The following is a 21,303-nucleotide window of genomic DNA, read 5'->3' on the forward strand; positions in this document are numbered from 1 at the left end:
TTCGAATCATTTTTTCGCTATTTTATGCTTTGGACTATATATACAGCCAAGTGAAAACCGAATACAACACAAAAGCCCGATAAAAAATTGACTGGATTTTGCATAAAAGGTTTAATGAAGATCCTGAAAATGCTTTCGGACAATATATTGATTTGAATTTTGGATATAATTTCATCAAGAGATGAAGGAACTACTCAGTTTGATTTACTTTCTGAATCAAAAACAGTTTTAAGCTTGACACTTTTTGTGTGGTAATGAAATTTATCGCTAAACTTCATTGTATCTGATCATCAAATGAAAGGTTTAAAATTTTACCTCTTTCATTACGAACACTGTCCCTTGTACTTAGAAAATAGCTGTAAATGGAATTTGACTACTATTGATGACTGATTGAACAAATAAAAACGGCCTCTGATTAACTTATGCTAACCAGAGGCCGTTCACTTTTGACCTTTTAATAAATTGAGTTATCAGTTTTTACTGATCACATTCAATTCTTCATCTAGCTTCATCCTAGTTCCATCTTTAAACCAGAGATCATAAAATGTATCTTCTGGTTTAGACACCTTTTGAATCCAACTAAAGTTCTCGATACCTCCTTTTTCATCTACAAAGAAAATAAGCTCGAAAGGTAGCTTGGTGTAATCTCGCATGTAGATATTCGTAGATACCCATTGTCCATCGGTCGTATAGGTTACTCTTGCCTCTTGATTGACAGAATTATCTCTTCTATACAAAATGTAGAATTGTGGATAGTTACCACTTGAGTAGCCTGTCAATATCACAGGGTCATCAAAACGATGTTTTAAGTCTTTTCGAACAGCTGGGGTCAATTCAACACCTTTGTCCATCACTCCTCCTTTAATACGGTGATAGTTGTCGTCAAACAATACAATATATTCCTTGACATCTTTTATGAAGTAGTGATTTTGTCCATCAGCTCTCTCTACGTATTGGATATTGTGAATCTCTTCTAACCCTGCTTTTTTCGTTGCATGAGCCAACTCTTTTGACAACTCATCTTTAAGGTAAAACCTTGTTTCTTCCCACTGATTTTTTCGAGAAACACCAGCGCTACTATGAACATAGTTGCCAAATTTTTTACTTCTAAACTGAATATTGTAACCTCCCCAGTTTCTAGCACTTGCACTTTTAATAGTGGCTTCGGGGTATTTTTCTAATATTAAAGCCTTGGCCTTTTCTAGTTTTGGGTCCTGACTCTGTGCCATAGCAGTAGATGCCATAAAAACCAAAGCCATCATGATTAGTTTAATTTTTCTCATTGCTTCCATAGTTATTGAATTCCTCAATTGCCATACTTCAACGTCAGAATAATCCTTTAATTGTTTATTGGATTCAAATTTTCGTCCAATTTTAATGTGGTATTATCTTTAAACCAAAGATCATAATAGGATTCTTCTGGAGAAAAATATTGCTGAATCCAGTCGAAGTTTTCAATTCCTCCTCGTTCTTCGACAAACATGATCAACTCTAGAGGTAGCTTCACATATTCTTTCATATATACAAATGTAGAGACCCAATCACCGTCTAAAGTATAGATGACACGGCCTTCTTGATTATAAGAATTATCTAACCTATAAGTGATAGATAGCTGAATATCAGTTTGTCTACCAGAATTAAATTTTTTACCCGAGAGGATAAATGGAGAGTCAAACCTATGATGCAAATCTTTCTTTATTTTCCCTGTTAACTTCAACCCCTCTTCCATCGGTCCCATACGCAACCGTTTGAAATCTTCATTAAAGAGAACAATCTTATCCTGAATATCTTGAACCAAGTAGTAGTTTTGACCATCTGCACGTAGTGTGAAATTTTTCTTTTTGATAGTCTTCAGGCCTAGAGACTTTTCTCTATCTACTATCTCTTGAGGAAGCTTCCATATCCAATAAGAGATTTCTATTAGCTCTCCTTTTTTATCAAATGATCCAGAAGCTGAGCATCTGCCCCATTTTGTTTCAGAGGTTTTAAATTGAACAGAGTAGTCTCCCCATTTTCTCTGGACAAAGTTTTTAAATTCTGCATCTGGATGATTTTGCTTAATGTATTGTTTGATTTTAGTCTCCGCATCAGTGCTGTTCTGAGCGGTAGCCTGATTCATTAAAAAGCAAGAAAACAATAATAGAAATACTCTTATTTTACATTTCATAATTCAATTACAATTGTTGTTGGTTAATGTTTTTGATAATCTATTCTCTAATTTTTACTTAAGTCATTTAATCCTTCATCCAGCATTAGAGTAGTCCCATCATTGAACCATAGTTCGTAATAAGACTCAGTAGGAGAAAACCTTTGCATGATCCAACTGAAGTTCTCCATTCCTCCTCGCTCATCTACAAAAATGATTAGTTCTAAAGGTAATTTTACGTATTCACGCATGTAAGCTTGGGTAGAATACCACTCCTCATCCCTGTACACTACTCTTCCATCCTGATAGTAGGAGTTATCCAATCTATAAACGATATCTAACTGCATAAGACCCTGATACATCTTTCCTTCGATGATATATGGGGATTCGAACCTCTCTTCAAGGTCTTTTCTGATCTTTTCGCTGATAACCAGCCCCTCTGATAATGGACCTTGCTTTAAGACTTTATAATTTTCATCAAATAGAAGCACCTTATCACTTATGTCTTGAACTTTATAATAATTCTTGCCATCAGGCCTTTCTGTAAAACTGCCTTTCTTTACTTCCTGTATTCCTTCTTTCTTAAGTTTTGCTGTTAGTTCTTCAGGGAACTTTTTTTGTACCCAATACATGGTTTTTATCCATTCACCAGTCTTAGAGAAGTCAGCCGCAGCTGAAGCCTTTCCCCATTGTGATTGTTCGGTTCTAAAACTAGTCATGTAATCTCCCCATTTCTTTTTCTCAAACCTTTTGAACTCCGCATCAGGATACTGAGTCAAAATAAAATTCTTAATCTTAGTCTCCATCTCAGCATCAGCCTGAGCAAAGACCAATTCTCCAACAGCCAAAAAGGCCACTAGAAAAGTAGTAGTTAATCTAATCATCCATCTAAAATTTAATAATCAAAAAAATCGGTCAACCCGACGAGGTAATAAAGGTAATACTGGATTTACGAGATAATAGTTTTCCGAAGTGAATAGCAAGATAATAATAATCAACGAGTTATCCCGCCTTGACAGTAACATAACTAGCCGAATGAACTGATCATAGTCAAGAAATTGTTCTCATGTCCAGTACGTATCTAGGAAATGTAGGGTCTAAAAAGTCCAAACGCCCCGCTGACACTTTTGTCAGACGAGGCGCAGGCAACCAATCAACTAGCTTCTTAAATATTTTTAAATGTCTAAAAATGGTCAATCAAGGATATCGCTTTGAGTAGACCTTCCTCAACCGACCATTTTACAAACTAAATCTAACATGCTTCTTTAATTCTGTGCTGGTAGCTGGATCGAAGCTTATGAGTGCTCGGTATAATTGCCCGATCCAACTAATCACAAACTAAGACTATCTAAACCAACAATACACTGACCTAGATTAGGGTCTACAAATGATCTTCGTTAGGAATTGACCTTACTAAACAATAAATCAAACTAAATCCATTAGTCAAAACACATTCCAGAGCTTCTACACACTGAATATCAAATTATTACAGAATTGAATGGTCGTATCGCTCCAAGAAATACTGAATACAATATTCGCCTTGAGTAAAAGTGATTTGTGAAAAATAATTCTAAAAAGCAGCCTATCCACTCTATATAAACTCCATTCTCAACCCAATAATTAAAGAGCATTTTGTGGAAAATTTCTTCATTAGGCTATTGTGTAATTAGAATGATAACATCTCAAATGTGATAGACTGATCGGAACGAATTTTCCAAACTTTTGCCATACCTATCAGTTGTTACTTTACACGTTACTGTGTAAGTCACCTATACCTATATACATATAAATTCTCTAAACTACTTTAAAATCAAGCTGATTAAGGTCAGTCGTTGAAATGACTTGTGACACAGTCCTCAGTATGGCTCAAGTCTACTTTTGCCTTATCATTTATAAACAAACACCGCACGTCATGATCAACAAAAAGACAATTATTTGGATCATTTCACTAGCACTTCCAATTATAGTACTCTTATTACCGACCTCTTCTTTTCCTATAGAGGGTATGACAGTAGTGGAGCAGCGAGTGATTGCACTATTCGTACTAGCAGCACTTTTCTGGATATTGGAACCTATTCCGATCTATGCTACCTCCATCCTAATTATAGTTCTTGAACTTATCATGATATCGGACAAGGGACTCAATTTTCTTATTGCTGATAAAGATGTAGAGGGCTTTGGTACGCTACTCAGTTATAAATCCATCTTCGGGACGTTCTCTTCACCGATCATCTTACTATTCATGGGAGGCTTCTTCCTAGCGATGGCCTCCACTAAATATAGACTTGACCAAAACCTAGCTAGAGTTCTTTTAAAGCCATTTGGCACTAAGCCTAGTATGATAATCATGGGACTAATGGCTATTACAGCTGTATTTTCAATGTTCATGAGCAATACGGCAACCACCGCTATGATGCTTTCCATCATCGCTCCAGTTTTGGTATACTTCGATCAAGACGACCCTGGACGAATTAGTCTAGCTCTTTGCATTCCTGTAGCTGCAAATATCGGAGGCATGGGTACTCCTATCGGTACTCCTCCTAATGCTATCGCATTGAAGTACTTAACAGGGACAGATGCTATTAGTTTCGGTGAATGGATGGCGTTTGGTGTACCGTTTGTATTGGTATTGCTGACCATAGGTTGGGTATTGCTGAACACATTATTTCCTGCTAGAAAAAAAGAGATTAAGCTTGAGATCAAAGGTGAATTCCTGAAGACTCGTAAAGCAATCATAGTTTATATCACTTTCGCTGGTACAATCTTAATGTGGTTATTTGATTTCGTACATGGAATGAACTCATACATAGTCGCCATGATCCCTGTGGCTGTATTCTTGATGTTCAACATCATTACCAAAGAAGATTTAAAGAAAATAAGTTGGGATGTACTCTGGTTGGTCTCTGGTGGTATTGCCTTAGGCTTGGCTCTAGGTAAAAGCGGATTGGCTGAAAATGCTGTAAATAGTATTCCATTCTCAGAGTTCCCTGCGCTTCTGATCATCGGTTTTGCGGCTCTTTTAGCTACTACTATGGCTAATTTCATGTCTAACACTGCTACTGCCAACTTGCTACTTCCAATTATCGCAGCGGTCGGAACTACTGTGATCAGTATAGAACCTCTAGGCGGGTCTAAAATGCTCGTATTAGGAACTACACTAGCGGCTTCATTAGGGATGGCGTTGCCTATAAGTACTCCTCCTAACGCTCTTGCTCATGCTACTGGGGCAATCAAAACTGGTCAAATGGCTAAAGTTGGATTGATCATGGGGGCGATTGGACTGGCTGCGGTATTCGGTTTATTATACATTTTGAACATGGTCAACTTCTTTTAAGTATGACAGACGCTCAACATATCAAGGAGCATGATGGACCAAGTCAAAGTTGGTTGAAAGAGAATTTATTCTCCAACCCTGATCAACGTATGGTACTCGAAAAAGGGGATATCATATTGACACAGGGAGTCCAAAACCAAAGACTCTATTATCTGGAATCTGGTCAGTTATCGGGGTATTATCAACCAGAGAATGATGAGGTCATGAATCTCTTCACGATCAAACCGCATATGTTGGCTGGCATTTATAGTTTTTTCTATTCAAAAGGCTCCAGCTATACAACTGTAAAAGCTGATAAACCAAGTATCGTTTATTACTTCGACAAGTCTGATCTATCGGAAGAGGGTAGTGAACAACACAATGAATTTTTGAAACATATCTTACCGTCGATTGTCAATGAGATCTACTTTAGACAAATGCGTCTGGTGCAAAGTACGACTGAAAAACACATTGCACTGAAGCAGTTGTATAAGGCGGAGAAAATGGCCACTTTGGGTCAATTGGCTGCCGGTTTAGCTCATGAACTGAACAATGCCATCGGGGTACTTCACAATAAGACCAATTGGATTACTGAAAAAGTAAAGGCTTACTTCTCTTCTCAACTGGACAAAAATGTTTACAAGTACTTTGAAAAAGGGTTACAAAACGGGCAAGAACTTTCTACTTCCGAATTAAGATCCAGAAAAAAGGCCATTCAAAAGAAAGTCAAGATGGATGATATTGCTGCTAAAAAAGCAGCTCGTCTGGATATTGAAGATCAAGAATTAAATCAAATAATCCATAATGGAAATATTTCTGATCTAGAGCAAATGAGCAACTTCTGGGAAGTTGGCCTTGCTCTGCACGACATGTCTATTGCTGCTGATCATACAAGTCATGTCGTAAAGTCTATCAAGGAACTGGGTGCTCAAGATCATAAGAAAGCTGAAGAATTTGATCTCAATGTGAGTATTTCAAAAGCTCTGGCTTTAGTAAAATCGCTTACTAATAATATAGAGGTAAAACTGGATTTGGAAACCAATATGCTCATCACTGCTAATGAGGGTAAATTCATTCAAGTCTGGATCAATTTAATCAAGAATGCTGCCGAGGTACTCATCCAAAATAACACCACCGATCCAGAAATAACCATAACTAGCCTAACACGAAGTAATGAATACGACATATTCGTACACGACAATGGCCCAGGTATCCCTACTGATATTATGACCAACATATTCCAACCTGAGATGACTACCAAAGTCAGTGGCATCTCATTTGGCATGGGCCTAGGACTGTCTATCGTCGAACGTATAGTCGTCGCAGCTGGAGGAAGCGTGACCGTTTCTTCTGAGCCAGGTAATACAACATTTAAAGTCTCTATTCCAAAATCTTAAAGTCATGGAAAAAATATATATCCTATGCATCGAAGACCAATCTGAAGTACTACACTCAGTACTAGAGCATCTTTCGTTTTTCGAAGGCCATATAACTATCGAAGAGTGTGAGTCTACTGCTGAGGCTAAACAACTGATCAACGAAATAGATGGTGAAGGTGACTATGTAGGTGTGATCGTCTCTGATCATGCTATGCCAGTTCAAACTGGAGTCGAATTCTTAATCGAACTTAACAATGATTTCCGATTTGTTGACACAAAAAAGATTCTTTTGACTGGTCAAGCCACTCACATGGATACTATCCAAGCTATCAATCAAGCGGCTATCGATAAATACATCGAGAAGCCTTGGAAAAAAGAACATTTGGTTGAATTAGTAAGTACTATGCTGACGGAATTTATCATTAAGAAGGGGATTCCATACGAACCATTCCTTCAAGTATTAGATAAGCCAAGGTTATTCGAGCTACTGAAATAATATAAATACATCGTGTGCACTATCTTCTATGTCACCTCTCCAAAGAGATGGGTGTAGAAGTGTAGTGCCTTAGAGTCCGATCCAACCTTGTTTTTCAATCTATCACATTCAAAAAACAAACATCATGACCATATCATATGCGAAGCGACTCATTTTCACTATAGTCTTATTCGCAATACTTGTACTAATTGGTTTAAGCCAAAAAGCAGCGGCTCAGTATAGAGATACTTACAAACTACCTTCTACTCAAATAGGAGACCTTGGTAAAATAAAGTACTTCATCGGTACTCAGCTCTGGATGAGATACACCGACATGAACCCTGGTACTACCATAGGCGAGGAATCGGTCAACCAATCATTTGATATCTCGATGAGAAGATTCCGAGTTAATGCAAGTTCACAAATGGGAGATATCTACTGGAAAGTTCAGTTTGGCATCAACAATATGAACCAAACCTATAATAGACATGAATTATGGCTATTAGATGCTTATGCAAAGTGGACAGCTAAGAAGTACTTCCAAGTTGGACTTGGGAAAAGCATGTACTATGGACTAAGCAGATATTCTGCTTTAAGTACGAGTACTATGATAGCACTCGAAGTGCCTCTTACCGCCTTAGCGACTATCAATAAAACAGACGATATCATTCGAAGAAATAGCTTATTCGTAGAAGGTCAGGTAGGAAAATTCGACTATTGTATGGTTTTTGCAAAGCCTTACATGTCCCCTGTTTCTGCTCCATCTCCAGAGCCAAAATTTGAAAACCCTGACTACTATAGACACGATGGGTTTCAGCCTTCTGGATATTTCGTGTACCGATTCAAGGATAGTGAGGCCATGGGGTCAGCTGCTCCCGGGTCATATCTTGGCAAAAAAACGCTTATAAATCTTGGTGCAGGATTCTTGTTTGAAGATGAGGCCATGTGGAGTGCTAGTCAAGAGGGGGATGTATATGATACTCTTACCAACGATATCAAACATTGGGCGGTTGACTTCTTAATAGATATGCCTCTGGATGCTGACAACAACACCTCCTTTACTTTCTATGCGATGTACCTGAATACCGATTACGGCAAAGGCTATGTAAGAAATTCTGGTACTAATAATTTTGCAACTGGATCAAACGGATCTGCTTTCAATAATAAGGGCAATCTATATCCGACTATGGGTACTGGAGATGTTGTTTACGCTCAAGCTGCGTATAGATGGAAAGCTAAAAGCATAGAAAAAATGGACTCATTCATGCCTTTTGCTACTATTAATTATGGCAATTTCGATGCGCTATCAGACCCTTCCATACTATACGAATATGGAATCAACTTTCTACTGAGAGGACACTCTTCCAAGTTGAGCCTAGGAGTTCAACACCGGCCTATTTTTGAAGCAAATGAATCTGGGGATTTAAAGCAAACAGATTATAAAATGTTAGCGGTACTTCAATATTCAATCGTCTTAAAGTCTTAAAGATCATACTTCTATATTTAACACAAAGCCTTCGCAGCGATGGGAAGGCTTTTTCTGTTTCTACAGATTGACTAGATTCGAAAATGTCAATTTCGTCTCTAATCGATCACCTTCAATCTAAAGTCTCCCTTTCTGCTCTAGAAGAAGAGCATATCAAATACGCTTTTGAAGAGTTTCAACTACACAAAAAACAACGACTGCTATCCGCTGGAGACCACTCTAGGTACGCCTATTTCATTACTAAAGGTTGTATGCGTTCTTTCTTTATTGACGAAAAAGGTGTAGAACATGTCTCACAACTGGCTTTTGAAAATCATTGGATATCAGACTTACATGGTTTTTTAACTAGCTCGTCTGCCACTCACTTTATCGACTCCATAGAGGCGAGTACCATTCTTCGAATTTCATTAGACCGATTAGAAAAATTATACCTAGATGTACCTGCTATGGAACGTTACTTTCGACAACTTTTCCAGTCTGCGTATGTAGCTACAGCTCGTCGTCTGGACAAATCACTGACAGAGACGGCAGATATACGATATGCTAAGCTCATCAAAGAACAACCTGATATCGCACAGAGAGTACCTTTAATCCATATAGCATCATATCTTGGAATCACACCAGAAAGCCTGAGTCGAATACGTAAGGTTAATCGATAAGCCTAAATCTGCTTTCTTAACATACATCAAAAAATCACTCTAACGGATTATTCACCTTTGTTTCATCACCAATCAAAAAAGTGAAACAATGGAAAGTAAATTAATCGACACAAGTCTAAAAGATAGAGTAACAGCGCTCAACAGGATGATCATGAATGGAGAAATATTGACCGCATTTGACAAATTCTATGCAGAAAACGTCACTATGCAAGAGAATGAAGACCAGCCTACTATAGGAAAAACTGCTTGTCGTATAAACGAAGAAGTATTCGTAAAAGGAATCACAGAGTTCAGAAGTGCTGTAGTCCAAAACGTAATTATAAGCGATGAAATATCAGTTGTAGAATGGAAGTTTGACTTCACCCACAAAGACTGGGGAACTCGCAACTTCACTCAAGTATCTATACAAAGATGGTATGACGGTCAGATTGTCAATGAGAAATTTTACTACAATAAATGATCACACGGTCTCAAAGCTGGCCTAAAACCAACTTTGAGACCTAATTCAACTACTAATGCTGAAACTTAAAGAAGCAATATCACTTTGTGATAAAGTAATAGCCTACGGAGAACACCGTCAATACAACCCCTTGACAGCAGTAGTACTCGACAGAGGAGGCCATATATTATGTACTCTCAGACATGAGGACTGTGGCATCCTGAGATTTGATATAGCGTATGGAAAAGCTTGGGGAGCACTAGGGATGGGATTTGGTACCAGAGGATTTGCCAACATGGTTCAATCTTCAGAAAAGATGCAATCATTTGTACATTCACTATCTGTGATGTCTGGAGGTAGAGTCGTCCCCACCCAAGGAGGCGTACTAATAAGAAATAGTAATGGAGATTTACTAGGTGCTATAGGAGTCAGCGGTGATTCATCAGAGAGAGACGAAGAATGTATACTTCATGCGGTTCGTTCTATGGGAATGATTGCTCAACCTTAAAATTTTTCAAGTAATGAATAGAATTGATTTTATAAAAACGATGGGGGGCACAATATTGACAGGTATAGGTGTGAAAGGACTAGCGAAAGCAGCTGAAGACTGGGGTGACACCCCAAAAATGCCTGCATTCTTTGTAGGACATGGTAACCCTATGAATGCGATATTAGAAAACGATATCACGATGGGGTGGCGATTGATGTCCAAAGGTATGCACCCAAAAGCTATAATGTGTATTTCAGCGCATTGGGAAACTAAAGGGACTAAGGTCACAATGGTAGAACGACCAAAAACCATTCATGACTTTGGAGGTTTCCCAAAAGCTCTATTCGACATGCAATACCCTGCTCCTGGTTCGCCTAATATAGCTCAATCTGTAATTGACAAAATACAATACCGAACAGTAGAGGAAGATCATGAATGGGGTCTTGATCATGGCACTTGGTCAGTACTAGTCAAAATGTTTCCTGAAGCTAACGTACCCGTTTTTCAACTTAGTCTTGACTACAGAATGTCTCTTGCTGAACATTTCGAACTAGCCAAAGAACTCGACTTCTTAAGAAAAAAAGGAGTATTGATAATCGGAAGCGGAAATATTGTACACAATCTCCCTTATGCAAAATGGAACTCTGACGAACCTTATGACTGGGCCATAGAGTTTGATCAAAAAATTAAAAACTCTATCGATCAAAGAGATATTAACAGTTTAATACAAATAAACAAGTATGGAATGAGTGCAAAAATGTCTGTTCCTACGATGGAACATTATTTACCTATGCTCTATATAGCAGCTCTTTTACAAGAGTCTAACCAAGTTCATTATTTTAACGAGTCAATAGAAATGGGGTCAATGTCTATGAGATCTTTTATTATATCTTAATAACACCACAATATTCATTAAACCAACTCCAATCACGAATAGAGAAAAAGTTTATAAAAACAGCTCTATCAACGTTTTTAATGGAATTCATCATACTATCAACTATGTAGTTTTGATAGCTTTGCGACTTCATTTTACTACTACATTATTTAAATGAATCCATCTTCTATCATTCTCATCGCCATTTTTGCGATTGGCTTTCTATTTATCGCTCTCGAACACAAATTTGAAATCAACAAAAGCTGGATAGCTCTATTCATGGGGGCTACTATGTGGATGGTCGTCGCGTATGGCGAAACCCATGACGAACTTCATGGTCCCATCAAACATTCTTTTGCGGAAATATTTGAACTGGTTTTCTTTCTAATGGGAGCCATGACTATTGTAGAAATGCTCGGTCACTTCAGGTTCTTTACTTGGGTAGAGGTCAATCTGATGAAGTTCAATATCTCGAACAGGCTACTATTTTGGATACTTGGTTTGATCGCATTCTTTGCATCTGCGATTCTTGACAACTTGACGAGTACTTTAGTCATGATCCATATCGGACGATATCTGTACATCAAAAAAGAGAACTTCAACATATTCGTGATCAACACTATCATAGCTGCCAATGCTGGTGGAGCCATGTCTCCAGTTGGTGATGTCACCACAATTATGCTTTGGCTGGCTGGTAAGTTCACCGCTTGGCAAATTGTGATTTACGGAATCGTACCTTCCTTAGTAGCATGGATCGTTCCACAAGCCATATTAACTGCACAGGTTCAATATGAAGAGCGCGAAGGACAGGATCACAATAAAGACTTACCTACTCAATGGGGATTGATTATCGCCGGTTTTGCAACATTTGGCATTGCAGTTTTGATCAATATACTTCACTTGCCTCCTTTCTTTGGCATCATATTCGGCATGGGGATCGTAGCGATAGTGATCGACTATAGATTGAAAAGAGGTAAGCTCAAGAAAAAGGCTGGAGATATTGTCAACCTTGTAAAACACATAGACATGGCTACCATATTTTTCTTTGTAGGAATATTGTTGGCAGTGGATGCCTTGAAGTATGCAGGTATTTTAAATCTTATCGCTGACGGTATTTTTGGAAACAATGTTCTTAATGATCCAAATGCCATCATAACAGGACATACAACGTTGGGTCTTTTATCTTCTTTATTTGACAATGTGCCTTTGACCGCGGCTGTGATCAAAATGCTACCTGAGGGGATCGACTTCATATATTGGATTTTACTAGCTATCACAGCTGGTACTGGTGGTAGTATCTTGGTGATAGGGTCTGCTGCTGGTGTAGCTGCTATGGGGCAAGTAAAATCTCTGACTTTTAATGAATACCTAAGAAGAGGTTCTATTCCAGCATTGTTAGGATATCTTGGAGCTGTCGGTACTTGGTATTTAATGTATTATCTCTAGAATTATGACTAATAAAATCAACGAAATTGTAAAAACGCTAGATCTCCTTCCTCATCCTGAGGGAGGTTTTTACAAAGAGACTTATCGTAGCTCTGGAATTATTAATCCTGCAGACCTTCCCGATACAATCACCGAAGAGAGAAACTATTCTACTTGTATTTACTTTTTACTCACCTCAGAAAATTTCTCGGCTTTCCACAAAATCAATCAAGATGAAATCTGGCACCATTACAAAGGAGGTAGACTAACGCTTCATATGATCTCTCCAGAGGGTGTATATTCATTTGTACACATTGGAAAATTCATTAGCGATGGTGAAGTTCCTCAATTTGTCGTACCTGCTGGATATTATTTTGCGGCTGAGATCCCCGAGAAAGACTCCTACGCTTTGTGTGGATGTACTGTCTCTCCAGGTTTTGATTTCAGAGACTTCTCGATGCCAACTCGTGATAATATGCTCAAACTATACCCTGAGCATCAAGACATCATTGCTCGCCTATCAAGATAATTTAGCTTACAGATAATTTCGATGACATAGTCATTACTCATTTCCGCTTGGTAGATTTGTCTATCTATCAATAGAATATGAGTTTAGAAAAAGAACTAAAACAACGAAGTTCAGTATGTGAACTTTGTGGTAATGTTGAAAAGCTTACCGTACATACCGTTTCCCCTAAAAAGAACGACCAACCAAATCACAGTGCCTTGATTTGTGAAACTTGTGAGCATCAAATCAAAGATCCTCAAAATATTGAAATCAACCACTGGCACTGTCTCAACGAAAGTATGTGGAGTGAAATACCTGCTGTTCAGGTATTGGCATACAGAATGCTACACCATTTGCGATCTGAAGGCTGGGCACAAAATGCTCTCGAAATGCTATACCTAGACGAAGATACACTTGAATGGGCACGGGATGGAATTACTGATGAAAATACTCCTGTGTACAAAGACAGTAATGGTGTCATACTTCAGCATGGTGATTCTGTTGTCGTAACTAAAGACTTACCAGTCAAAGGAAGTAGCATGGTAGTCAAGCGAGGGACTGCAGTTAGAAACATTACCTTAGCTCACGATGACCCTACACACATCAGTGGAAAGGTCAACGGACAAGAAATCTATTTAGTCACCAAATACTTAAAAAAACAATAATCCACTAAAACTAAAACATATGGACCTTAACAACTTAATACAAACTTTCATAGAATATGCTACAGCATACTTGCCCAAAGTAGCTGGAGCCTTAGCTGTTCTTATCATTGGATTGATCGTAGTGAGTGCTATCACTAAAGGAATATCTGCAATCATGAACAGCAGAGAACTGGATGGCTCTTTGAAGTCTTTCATTACCAGTCTTGTATCGGTACTACTAAAACTAATGCTTGCTCTTGCAGTAATGGGGACGCTAGGTATTGAGGCTACTTCTTTTGTAGCAGTACTTGGTGCAGCTGGCTTAGCGGTAGGTATGGCACTCTCTGGAACTTTGCAAAATTTTGCTGGTAGTGTAATGATCATGATCTTCAAGCCATTCAAGGTTGGGGATTTCATCGATGCTCAAGGGTACATGGGTAGCGTAAAGGAGATTCAAATCTTCAATACCATCTTAACTACTCCTGATAATAAAACTATAATCATTCCGAATGGAAGTTTGGCTAATGGATCAATGACTAATTTCTCTACAGAGCCTACTCGAAGAATAGATTGGGTATATGGAATTGGGTATGGAGATGATGTCCAAAAGGCTAGAGAAATCCTAGTGAGACTGGCTAATGAGGACTCAAGGATCTTGAAAGACCCTGAGTTCTTTGTAGGGCTTGGTGAACTTGCGGATAGTTCGGTCAATCTTACAACTCGTGCTTGGGTCAATGCAGGTGACTATTGGGATGTTAACTTTGAGATGAACGAAAAAGTTTACAACGCATTCAATGCAGAGGGAATAAATATCCCATTCCCACAGATGGATGTCCATGTTCAAAATCAATAAGATTGGACTATTCTATTTTCATATTTACAAAATCAATTAGGAATGACGGCAGTATATGAGTTACTGCCGTTTCTTTGTATTAGAAATTAATTGATAGCCATTAACACACTAACAATATGATAGAATTAGCAGAAGATAACCTAGACCAAATAGTAGCAGAAAATGAAATAGTAATGGTTCAGTACGGTGCGAGCTGGTGTGGCAACTGCCGATTGACTAAACCAAAGTTCAAAAGACTGTCTGGTGAAAACACCAACATCAAATTCGTATATGTAGATGCTGAGAAGCTACCGAAGTCAAGAGATTTGGCTGAGGTAAATAACCTCCCGACATTTGCAGGATTCAAAGGAGGAAAATTGGTGCAACAAGCACAAGGAAACAAAGGTGAAATCATAAACGAAGTTCTGAATGCGGTTACCTCTAATTAAGCATGTAGTCCAATTCATCGAAGAAAATGATGAGGACTGGGTGAACGAATCCATCGAGCTTTTGGAGCATCTGGCTGATGCTCCTGGTATTAAAGACGAAGAGCTAGATGTAATTGGCGAGTTATTATCAAACCTATATGGGTCTATTGATGTAGCCAAGGAAATCAAATCTGGTGCAAGTCAGAAAGAGGCTTTGAATTCATTTATGAAAAGGGTCACAGGATCAATTTCATAAGTAATTGAAATTGAAGAAATAAAAATGCCCCGCATCAAATTGATACGGGGCATTTTTTATATTCTTATATTGATATTAATCAATCGTATATCATAAACTTGGTCAACTCAACTCCCTCAGCAAGATCATTATCAAGCAAGAAGTCTACCAAGTCGGTAACCATTTTCTTGATCAAAACTTTTACATTAGGGTCTTTCACATTAAGATATAGTTCAGAAACTAGTTCTAAACTACTGACGACTTCGTTGGCTGTCGAGCCTATCTGAGCGTCTTTGACGGTCTTAAGAATGTCTTGCTGGTCTGACATAAAAATAAGATTACAAATGGATATAGTTAGATTTTACAAAGGACAATAATAAATGAATAATTTCAATAATGAAATTCCTTCATGTTATTATTTTATTAGTTAACACACTGATGTGCAACACCTTGACTATTAAACCATTGAAAAAGCGTTCAAATAACATTTTATTACCACTTTTTGAAGATCCATACTTTTTTTAACTCACCCCGAACATATTCATTACCTCAGATCGATAGCTACTACCTACTGGAAGTCTTAACTCTCCTACTTCCAGCATATTACCCTCGAGACCTGTGATATCTTGAATAGATACAATGTAAGATTTGTGGATTCTAATAAATTGATCGGATGGTAAGGATTCTTCTAATTCCTTCAATGACAAAAGTGCCATGACTTTCTTCTTAGCATTCGTATGAAAAGTGACATATGCTTTTTGTCCTTCTACATATATCAAATCGTCAAAGTTGATCTTGTAAAGCCTTCGATCTGCTTTCACTGTCAAATAAGTCTGCTGAATACTCGCTTGCGACTCTATTGGTAATAATGGCTGCTCTTTTTGGTTTTCAAATTTGTCAATGACTTTATTGACGGCTTGAAAAAAACGCTCAAATGAAAATGGCTTGAGCAAATAGTCAACTACGTTAAGATTAAACCCTTCTAGTGCATATTCCTGATAAGCTGTTGTAAATATGATTTCAGGTACAGCCTTGAGACTCTTGACGAACTCTACTCCTGTCAAACCAGGCATCTGAATATCCAAAAACACTAAATCAACTTTTCCAGATTTAATGAGGTCCATTGCTTTGAGTGGAGAATTAAAGCTATCAAGCAAGTGAAGTTGAGGTACTTTATCTACATAATTTTTCAAGTAATCTCTTGCCAGCTTTTCATCATCTATTATTAAGCAGTTAATAGTCATGGCTTTCTTAATTCAAGTCTATAGTTAAAGCTACCAAATACGTATTTTGCTTTTCTGAATTACTCAAACTGTATTTGTTTGGGTAGATGATCCCGAGTCGGTGTTGTACATTTTTAATGCCCATTCCACTACCAGCCTGAGCCCTATTAGATGGGATACTATTTACACTCAAAAAGTTTAGCCTGTTGTCATTCACTTCCAAGGTAATTTCTACAAAAGCGTCTTCATCTTCTTCTATTCTACTATACTTAAATGCGTTTTCTATAAATGGAATAAACAACATTGGTGCTACTTGTACCTGACCTATTCCTTCACTGAACTTACATACTATATTCTGGTCATGGTCTGACTTCATTTTTTGAAACGCACTAAAGTTCTCAATGTATTTGTACTCAGAAGCTAGTGGTACTTTGTCCTTGCTACAGTCGTAAAATACGTATCTAAGCATCTCTGAAAGTTTCAACACTGACTCCGGCGCATTATCCGCCTTCATATAGGTGAGTGAATAGATGTTATTGAGTGCGTTGAATATGAAGTGCGGATCGATCTGGGCTTTCAGTAGTTTCAGTTCAGTCTCCAGTTTTTCTTTCACAAGTTCCTTTCCTCTTTCTTCTAAATTTCGATTTCGCCTGTACATCACGAAAAAGGTACCAAAGAGATATGCTACGATATTCATCATGAATAGCCTGATGAAATGAAAGGTCATACCACGAGGCTTTTTCAGCATTCTCTTGGGATGAGGAAGATATTCCATCTCTATCAACATATATACTGAGGTGATGGCCAGAATTACAAATAGAGAAATTAAAATGTATACTGTTAAATTTTTATGGAACTTAGGATATACCCAGTACACATTAGTCATGTAAGATATTGCTAGGCAAACTGAGGTAGCAAAAGCAAAAATAGCCGCCGATTCCATAGGCATAAACCGACTATTTAAACTCAAGAATAATCCTAGGATCACTAACCACCCTAGCACTCCGTACCAATTTTTATTTACTTTCATGTACTACATTGTAATTCAGACATGTAAGTAAACATTCTCATGCCAAGTATCCCATTTTAATGAACGAAACTGGGAATTTCCTAAACGAACGGACTTGCAGTATCTATGGATAACAGAATCGAATGCTACCTACAAGAATATCTTAACTATGAATATCCTTACTTTTCGAATGGTTCATCAATTCTATCTCCTCGGGTGGTAGGACTAGATATAACAATGAATTCTAGCGGCACATCGCCATTATTCAGGATTTTGTGCTTGATCTCTGGTTTAATGTGGAAACCTTCTTTTTCATGGATCATGATAGTCTCATCTTCCAGCTCAAAAGTTGCGGTTCCTTTTAGAATCTGAAAGAATTGCTGGGCAGTTTCATGATAATGTTTTACCTCTTCTGTCCCTGGAGGCATTCTTTCTTCGATGATGCTTAGTTCTGATGACTTGACTAAATGCCAACCTTCACACCCATCTCCCCAATAGTAGTGCTGGCTATTTTCTTTAGTTCTTTTCAATTCTAATTACGGTTTATTTCATAGAGTACACAAGTCTCTAATTCCTTATATTGAGAGAGTAGTGGGTGATTAAAAAAACCCACTTTCTTCATTCCTATCTTTTTCATCACACGCTCAGACCTTTCGTTTGTAACTGGACAAATAGATTTGACGCTATCTAGTCCAATCTCATCGAATGCGTATTCAAGACATCTTTTTGCGCCTTCTGTTGCATATCCTTTTCCCCATTCTCTCTGGGATAGCCTCCACCCTATGTCGACGCATGGAGTAAAATCGGCCTCAAAGTTCTGTTCTGAAATTCCTATAAAACCTATGAATTCATTATCATCCAATTTGTCTACTGCGAAGTAGCAAAATCCATTTTTAGCGAATTGATCTTTCATTTTATCAATGAATTCATCCGTTCGTTTTTGTGTCTGAACAGCTGGAAAATACTCCATTACGATAGGATCTGCATTAATCATACCCAACTTGGGGTTATCACTTTCAATCCAATTCCTAAAGCCCAGCCTTTCTGATTTGAAAATGTAATTCTTCATTTTAATGCATGATTTGCTTGAGGTGGTGTACAAGGTGGTCTACATAATCGACCATGAGGAACCTCAAATCAGAAAAAGTATCTTTTTCCAATTCAATTTGATAGTCCAATGTTTCTTCGGTTTGAATTTTCATTAAGTACATAATTCGATTATTAATTGAATTCCAAAAGTCAAGCATCTCGTTGATTTCTGCATTTTGATAATCATTGGCTATTACCAAATCATCTTGATTGTACTTCCTGATTGGGTAAGGTTTATCTTCAAATTGAATTTCTGTAAACCTCTGAAGGTTATTAACAGCCGAGTCTATCAAGTGCCCCACTATTTCTTTTTTTGACCACTTTTCTGGAGACACTTTATCTATCAGTTCAGATTCTGAGACTTGGTTTACATAAGTAGTTCCTTCTCTTAAAGCTTCTTTTAGCCTGTTTATAGATTCTGTCATATTGGAGTTGTTATAAATTCATTAGTTGTAGCTCATTAGTACAAGTAGATTTCCGAACAAACTTACCCCAAAAGGTAAAAATTGCAATTATCTGTAGCCTTGCCCTATATGGCTAGCAGTACGCTAAAGACTTTTATTAGTTGAGCTCTTAACAAGCTAAGTATAGAAAACAGCTTTGTACAATCAAAAATGGTTTTGAAAATTGGTTGTACAAGCATTGATAATAAATGGGTGTACAACGGAATTTCAAAATGAAAATCCATTGTACAAGACTTGTACACCCAAAATCCATTTTGAAATTTCGGTGTACAAATCAGGGATTAAAAAACCCGAGCAAGTCGGGTTTTACTTACATCTGTAAAGGCTAGAAAGTTGTCAGAGTTATTTATTTGATCAATGACTTTTACCTCTCTTAGAATTTTTCACGAGTTGTTTTAAAACATCATAGTCATCAGGAACAGGGATTACTCCATTCTCTTTTTGATAGATGTGGTATGCCTTTGATAGTTCATCAACAAGTTCTGGAAAATCAGCTACTAAATTATTCATTTCCGAAGGGTCTTTAACGATATTATATAGCTCCCATTGACCTGTCCCTTTAGTTCGTGGATTGAAAACAAGTTTATAGTCACCTTTGAACACCGCTCTACTTCCTGCTAGCTCAAATCCAATAATCTCCTCGTCAGCATGCACTGTGACTTCTTCTTTCATAGCGCTCCACATGCTTGTTCCTGTAATTGGGAAAATTTTCTTTCCTTTATATGTGCTACCACTGTTTTCTATTCCTGCGATTTCTAATAGAGTTGGTGCGATGTCTTTCACGAAAGCGAACTGATTAGTCACTTTACCTGCTTTTAGCAATTTAGGATACCAAGCGATGAACGGAACTCTCAATCCACCCTCAGTAGAGAACATCTTGTAATAACTATTAGGTGTATTGGACGCTGCTGCCCAGTTAGGCCCATAATCGGAATATGATCCTTTTTGTCCTACGGCATTATAGTCCTCTTTGTAATCTTCAAAAGATGAATATTGATACTTTTCTTTGTACCAAGATTTGAATGCTGGATTTAATGGTAGTTGATTAGGGTCTGCACCATTGTCTGAAAGGAATATGATTAGTGTATTATTATATTCTCCTATGTCTTGGAGGTGTTGCAGCAGCCTGCCAATGTTGTAGTCCATATTGTCTGCCATTCCAGCATAGGCTTGCATTCTTCGGGCGTTGAATAGTTTTTCCTCCTCAGATAATGATTCCCAGTCTGAAAGTTTCCATCCTGATACGGAGGTAGCTGAATTTTCAAAGTTCAACTCGACACTCTGAGAAACTATGCCAAGCTCTTTTTGTTTTTTCAAACGTCGAGTTCTGATTTCTTCCCATCCATTGTCATACACTCCATTGTATTTGTCAATGAAAGACTTGGGTGCTTGATGAGGATAGTGTACTGCTTGATAAGACACATAGGCGAAAAATGGTTTTTCATCGCCCTTATTTGAGTCTATGTAGCTCATAATTTTGTCAGTATAATAGTCTGACGAAAAGTAGTTTTCTGTAGGAAGACTTACTTGCTTGTTATCTTCAAAGTAATGAACCTTGTCATTCAGAGGAAGGTATGGCTGCTCTACCCAGTTGTCCGCTCCACTCTCCATCAAAGCAAAAGATCGTTCAAAGCCTCTTGCATAAGGGATCGTTGTCTTTGACTTCCCTAGGTGCCATTTGCCTGTCATATATGTATGATAGCCTCCATCTTTTAGTCGTGTAGCTATTGAAACGACATCATTGTTTAGATAACCTTCATATCCAGGCTTTCCAAACTGATTATCTGCTTGGATTTCTACTAGATTACCTATCCCTGCCCTATGATTGTCCACACCGGTCATTAACATGGTTCTGGTAGGTGAGCACGCAGCTCCTACATGAAAGTTAGTGAACTGAATACCTTCATTGGCTAACTGATCTATGTTTGGTGTACTTATTTCACTTCCATAAACTCCTATGTCCCCATAGCCCATATCATCTGCCAAGATGATTAGAATATTAGGCCTTTTCGATTCGTTTTGCTGACTACTTTCTTTTTCAGCCTTCTTAATAGAGGACTGACAACCTACAAGAAATGAGGCTAGTAGGAAAATTGTGATTTTGAAAATTCGCATAGAATTGACTTTTGATTTTTAAGATATCTTTTCAGTAGTAGTAACAAATCGTACGGTGCTTTTTCATAAA

24 protein-coding genes are annotated in these 21,303 nt (G+C 37.8%); 14 read left to right on the forward strand and 10 right to left on the reverse strand.

What is annotated here, in order from left to right:
- Positions 1-470 precede the first annotated feature (470 nt).
- From DKG80_RS13775 to DKG80_RS13785, 3 genes are read right to left on the reverse strand one after another with little or no spacing between them, the layout of a single operon-like run.
- The gene (locus DKG80_RS13775) at positions 471-1,283 is read right to left on the reverse strand and encodes a hypothetical protein (protein ID WP_162555883.1); all 813 of its coding nucleotides are present in this window, start codon (positions 1,281-1,283) and stop codon (positions 471-473) included.
- Between the two features lie 56 nt (positions 1,284-1,339).
- Complete coding sequence (locus DKG80_RS13780) at positions 1,340-2,167, reverse strand: hypothetical protein (protein ID WP_221409131.1); 828 nt, start codon at positions 2,165-2,167, stop codon at positions 1,340-1,342.
- Between the two features lie 47 nt (positions 2,168-2,214).
- Positions 2,215-3,030: a hypothetical protein gene (locus DKG80_RS13785; protein WP_109831936.1), complete on the reverse strand. Its 816-nt coding sequence runs from the start codon at positions 3,028-3,030 to the stop codon at positions 2,215-2,217.
- Positions 3,031-4,058: 1,028 nt separating this feature from the next.
- Between DKG80_RS13785 and DKG80_RS13790 the strand changes: the two genes are divergently transcribed.
- From DKG80_RS13790 to DKG80_RS13855, 14 genes are all read left to right on the forward strand, one after another.
- Complete coding sequence (locus tag DKG80_RS13790) at positions 4,059-5,480, forward strand: SLC13 family permease (protein ID WP_109831937.1); 1,422 nt, start codon at positions 4,059-4,061, stop codon at positions 5,478-5,480.
- Positions 5,481-5,482: 2 nt separating this feature from the next.
- Positions 5,483-6,856, forward strand: coding sequence for an ATP-binding protein (locus DKG80_RS13795; RefSeq protein ID WP_109831938.1), 1,374 nt, complete (start codon positions 5,483-5,485; stop codon positions 6,854-6,856).
- A 4-nt stretch (positions 6,857-6,860) separates the two neighbouring features.
- The gene (locus tag DKG80_RS13800) at positions 6,861-7,334 is read left to right on the forward strand and encodes a response regulator (RefSeq protein ID WP_109831939.1); all 474 of its coding nucleotides are present in this window, start codon (positions 6,861-6,863) and stop codon (positions 7,332-7,334) included.
- 124 nt (positions 7,335-7,458) lie between these two features.
- Entirely contained in the window at positions 7,459-8,799 is a 1,341-nt protein-coding gene (locus DKG80_RS13805) for a hypothetical protein (protein WP_109831940.1), read from the forward strand.
- 83 nt (positions 8,800-8,882) lie between these two features.
- The gene (locus DKG80_RS13810) at positions 8,883-9,458 is read left to right on the forward strand and encodes a Crp/Fnr family transcriptional regulator (RefSeq protein ID WP_109831941.1); all 576 of its coding nucleotides are present in this window, start codon (positions 8,883-8,885) and stop codon (positions 9,456-9,458) included.
- Between the two features lie 88 nt (positions 9,459-9,546).
- Complete coding sequence (locus DKG80_RS13815; protein WP_109831942.1) at positions 9,547-9,918, forward strand: SnoaL-like domain-containing protein; 372 nt, start codon at positions 9,547-9,549, stop codon at positions 9,916-9,918.
- Between the two features lie 55 nt (positions 9,919-9,973).
- Positions 9,974-10,405, forward strand: coding sequence for a GlcG/HbpS family heme-binding protein (locus DKG80_RS13820; RefSeq protein WP_109831943.1), 432 nt, complete (start codon positions 9,974-9,976; stop codon positions 10,403-10,405).
- Between the two features lie 13 nt (positions 10,406-10,418).
- Positions 10,419-11,282, forward strand: a complete 864-nt coding sequence (gene ygiD / locus DKG80_RS13825; protein ID WP_245907013.1) for a 4,5-DOPA-extradiol-dioxygenase — start codon at positions 10,419-10,421, stop codon at positions 11,280-11,282.
- Positions 11,283-11,435: 153 nt separating this feature from the next.
- A complete protein-coding gene (gene nhaD / locus DKG80_RS13830) occupies positions 11,436-12,707 on the forward strand; it encodes a sodium:proton antiporter NhaD (RefSeq protein ID WP_109831944.1) in 1,272 nt (423 codons plus the stop codon).
- A gap of 4 nt (positions 12,708-12,711) precedes the next feature.
- Positions 12,712-13,215, forward strand: a complete 504-nt coding sequence (locus DKG80_RS13835; protein ID WP_109831945.1) for a cupin domain-containing protein — start codon at positions 12,712-12,714, stop codon at positions 13,213-13,215.
- A gap of 77 nt (positions 13,216-13,292) precedes the next feature.
- Positions 13,293-13,859 (forward strand): PhnA domain-containing protein, encoded by a 567-nt coding sequence (locus DKG80_RS13840; RefSeq protein ID WP_109831946.1) that lies wholly within the window; start codon positions 13,293-13,295, stop codon positions 13,857-13,859.
- Between the two features lie 19 nt (positions 13,860-13,878).
- Positions 13,879-14,691, forward strand: coding sequence for a mechanosensitive ion channel family protein (locus tag DKG80_RS13845; protein WP_109831947.1), 813 nt, complete (start codon positions 13,879-13,881; stop codon positions 14,689-14,691).
- 116 nt (positions 14,692-14,807) lie between these two features.
- Positions 14,808-15,119, forward strand: coding sequence for a thioredoxin family protein (locus DKG80_RS13850; protein WP_109831948.1), 312 nt, complete (start codon positions 14,808-14,810; stop codon positions 15,117-15,119).
- Positions 15,100-15,354, forward strand: a complete 255-nt coding sequence (locus DKG80_RS13855; RefSeq protein ID WP_109831949.1) for a DUF6952 family protein — start codon at positions 15,100-15,102, stop codon at positions 15,352-15,354. Before DKG80_RS13850 ends, DKG80_RS13855 begins: the two co-directional genes overlap by 20 nt.
- Positions 15,355-15,433: 79 nt before the next feature.
- Here the strand turns inward: DKG80_RS13855 and DKG80_RS13860 are convergent, their stop codons facing one another.
- From DKG80_RS13860 to DKG80_RS13890, 7 genes are all read right to left on the reverse strand, one after another.
- Positions 15,434-15,661 (reverse strand): hypothetical protein, encoded by a 228-nt coding sequence (locus tag DKG80_RS13860; RefSeq protein ID WP_109831950.1) that lies wholly within the window; start codon positions 15,659-15,661, stop codon positions 15,434-15,436.
- A 193-nt stretch (positions 15,662-15,854) separates the two neighbouring features.
- Positions 15,855-16,577 carry a LytR/AlgR family response regulator transcription factor gene (locus DKG80_RS13865; RefSeq protein WP_109831951.1) on the reverse strand — a complete coding sequence of 241 codons (723 nt, stop codon included), beginning with the start codon at positions 16,575-16,577 and terminating at the stop codon, positions 15,855-15,857.
- Positions 16,578-16,584: 7 nt separating this feature from the next.
- A complete protein-coding gene (locus DKG80_RS13870) occupies positions 16,585-17,586 on the reverse strand; it encodes a sensor histidine kinase (RefSeq protein WP_109831952.1) in 1,002 nt (333 codons plus the stop codon).
- A 158-nt stretch (positions 17,587-17,744) separates the two neighbouring features.
- A complete protein-coding gene (locus DKG80_RS13875; RefSeq protein WP_109831953.1) occupies positions 17,745-18,095 on the reverse strand; it encodes a cupin domain-containing protein in 351 nt (116 codons plus the stop codon).
- A gap of 2 nt (positions 18,096-18,097) precedes the next feature.
- Positions 18,098-18,634 carry a GNAT family N-acetyltransferase gene (locus DKG80_RS13880; RefSeq protein ID WP_109831954.1) on the reverse strand — a complete coding sequence of 179 codons (537 nt, stop codon included), beginning with the start codon at positions 18,632-18,634 and terminating at the stop codon, positions 18,098-18,100.
- A gap of 1 nt (position 18,635) precedes the next feature.
- Positions 18,636-19,079 (reverse strand): DinB family protein, encoded by a 444-nt coding sequence (locus tag DKG80_RS13885; protein WP_109831955.1) that lies wholly within the window; start codon positions 19,077-19,079, stop codon positions 18,636-18,638.
- Positions 19,080-19,472: 393 nt separating this feature from the next.
- Complete coding sequence (locus DKG80_RS13890) at positions 19,473-21,233, reverse strand: sulfatase-like hydrolase/transferase (protein WP_109831956.1); 1,761 nt, start codon at positions 21,231-21,233, stop codon at positions 19,473-19,475.
- Between the last annotated feature and the right edge of the window lie 70 nt (positions 21,234-21,303).

The sequence above is a fragment of the Reichenbachiella versicolor genome, from assembly GCF_003171675.1.
Taxonomy (GTDB): Bacteria; Bacteroidota; Bacteroidia; order Cytophagales; family Cyclobacteriaceae; genus Reichenbachiella; species Reichenbachiella versicolor.

What these genes read in the sequence shown, in the direction of transcription:
- DKG80_RS13775 (WP_162555883.1), bottom strand. Translation starts at nt 1,283, where the DNA reads ATGAGAAAAATTAAACTAATCATGATGGCTTTGGTTTTTATGGCATCT.
- DKG80_RS13780 (WP_221409131.1), bottom strand. Translation starts at nt 2,167, where the DNA reads ATGAAATGTAAAATAAGAGTATTTCTATTATTGTTTTCTTGCTTTTTA.
- DKG80_RS13785 (WP_109831936.1), bottom strand. Translation starts at nt 3,030, where the DNA reads ATGATTAGATTAACTACTACTTTTCTAGTGGCCTTTTTGGCTGTTGGA.
- DKG80_RS13790 (WP_109831937.1), top strand. Translation starts at nt 4,059, where the DNA reads ATGATCAACAAAAAGACAATTATTTGGATCATTTCACTAGCACTTCCA.
- DKG80_RS13795 (WP_109831938.1), top strand. Translation starts at nt 5,483, where the DNA reads ATGACAGACGCTCAACATATCAAGGAGCATGATGGACCAAGTCAAAGT.
- DKG80_RS13800 (WP_109831939.1), top strand. Translation starts at nt 6,861, where the DNA reads ATGGAAAAAATATATATCCTATGCATCGAAGACCAATCTGAAGTACTA.
- DKG80_RS13805 (WP_109831940.1), top strand. Translation starts at nt 7,459, where the DNA reads ATGACCATATCATATGCGAAGCGACTCATTTTCACTATAGTCTTATTC.
- DKG80_RS13810 (WP_109831941.1), top strand. Translation starts at nt 8,883, where the DNA reads ATGTCAATTTCGTCTCTAATCGATCACCTTCAATCTAAAGTCTCCCTT.
- DKG80_RS13815 (WP_109831942.1), top strand. Translation starts at nt 9,547, where the DNA reads ATGGAAAGTAAATTAATCGACACAAGTCTAAAAGATAGAGTAACAGCG.
- DKG80_RS13820 (WP_109831943.1), top strand. Translation starts at nt 9,974, where the DNA reads ATGCTGAAACTTAAAGAAGCAATATCACTTTGTGATAAAGTAATAGCC.
- ygiD (WP_245907013.1), top strand. Translation starts at nt 10,419, where the DNA reads ATGAATAGAATTGATTTTATAAAAACGATGGGGGGCACAATATTGACA.
- nhaD (WP_109831944.1), top strand. Translation starts at nt 11,436, where the DNA reads ATGAATCCATCTTCTATCATTCTCATCGCCATTTTTGCGATTGGCTTT.
- DKG80_RS13835 (WP_109831945.1), top strand. Translation starts at nt 12,712, where the DNA reads ATGACTAATAAAATCAACGAAATTGTAAAAACGCTAGATCTCCTTCCT.
- DKG80_RS13840 (WP_109831946.1), top strand. Translation starts at nt 13,293, where the DNA reads ATGAGTTTAGAAAAAGAACTAAAACAACGAAGTTCAGTATGTGAACTT.
- DKG80_RS13845 (WP_109831947.1), top strand. Translation starts at nt 13,879, where the DNA reads ATGGACCTTAACAACTTAATACAAACTTTCATAGAATATGCTACAGCA.
- DKG80_RS13850 (WP_109831948.1), top strand. Translation starts at nt 14,808, where the DNA reads ATGATAGAATTAGCAGAAGATAACCTAGACCAAATAGTAGCAGAAAAT.
- DKG80_RS13855 (WP_109831949.1), top strand. Translation starts at nt 15,100, where the DNA reads ATGCGGTTACCTCTAATTAAGCATGTAGTCCAATTCATCGAAGAAAAT.
- DKG80_RS13860 (WP_109831950.1), bottom strand. Translation starts at nt 15,661, where the DNA reads ATGTCAGACCAGCAAGACATTCTTAAGACCGTCAAAGACGCTCAGATA.
- DKG80_RS13865 (WP_109831951.1), bottom strand. Translation starts at nt 16,577, where the DNA reads ATGACTATTAACTGCTTAATAATAGATGATGAAAAGCTGGCAAGAGAT.
- DKG80_RS13870 (WP_109831952.1), bottom strand. Translation starts at nt 17,586, where the DNA reads ATGAAAGTAAATAAAAATTGGTACGGAGTGCTAGGGTGGTTAGTGATC.
- DKG80_RS13880 (WP_109831954.1), bottom strand. Translation starts at nt 18,634, where the DNA reads ATGAAGAATTACATTTTCAAATCAGAAAGGCTGGGCTTTAGGAATTGG.
- DKG80_RS13885 (WP_109831955.1), bottom strand. Translation starts at nt 19,079, where the DNA reads ATGACAGAATCTATAAACAGGCTAAAAGAAGCTTTAAGAGAAGGAACT.
- DKG80_RS13890 (WP_109831956.1), bottom strand. Translation starts at nt 21,233, where the DNA reads ATGCGAATTTTCAAAATCACAATTTTCCTACTAGCCTCATTTCTTGTA.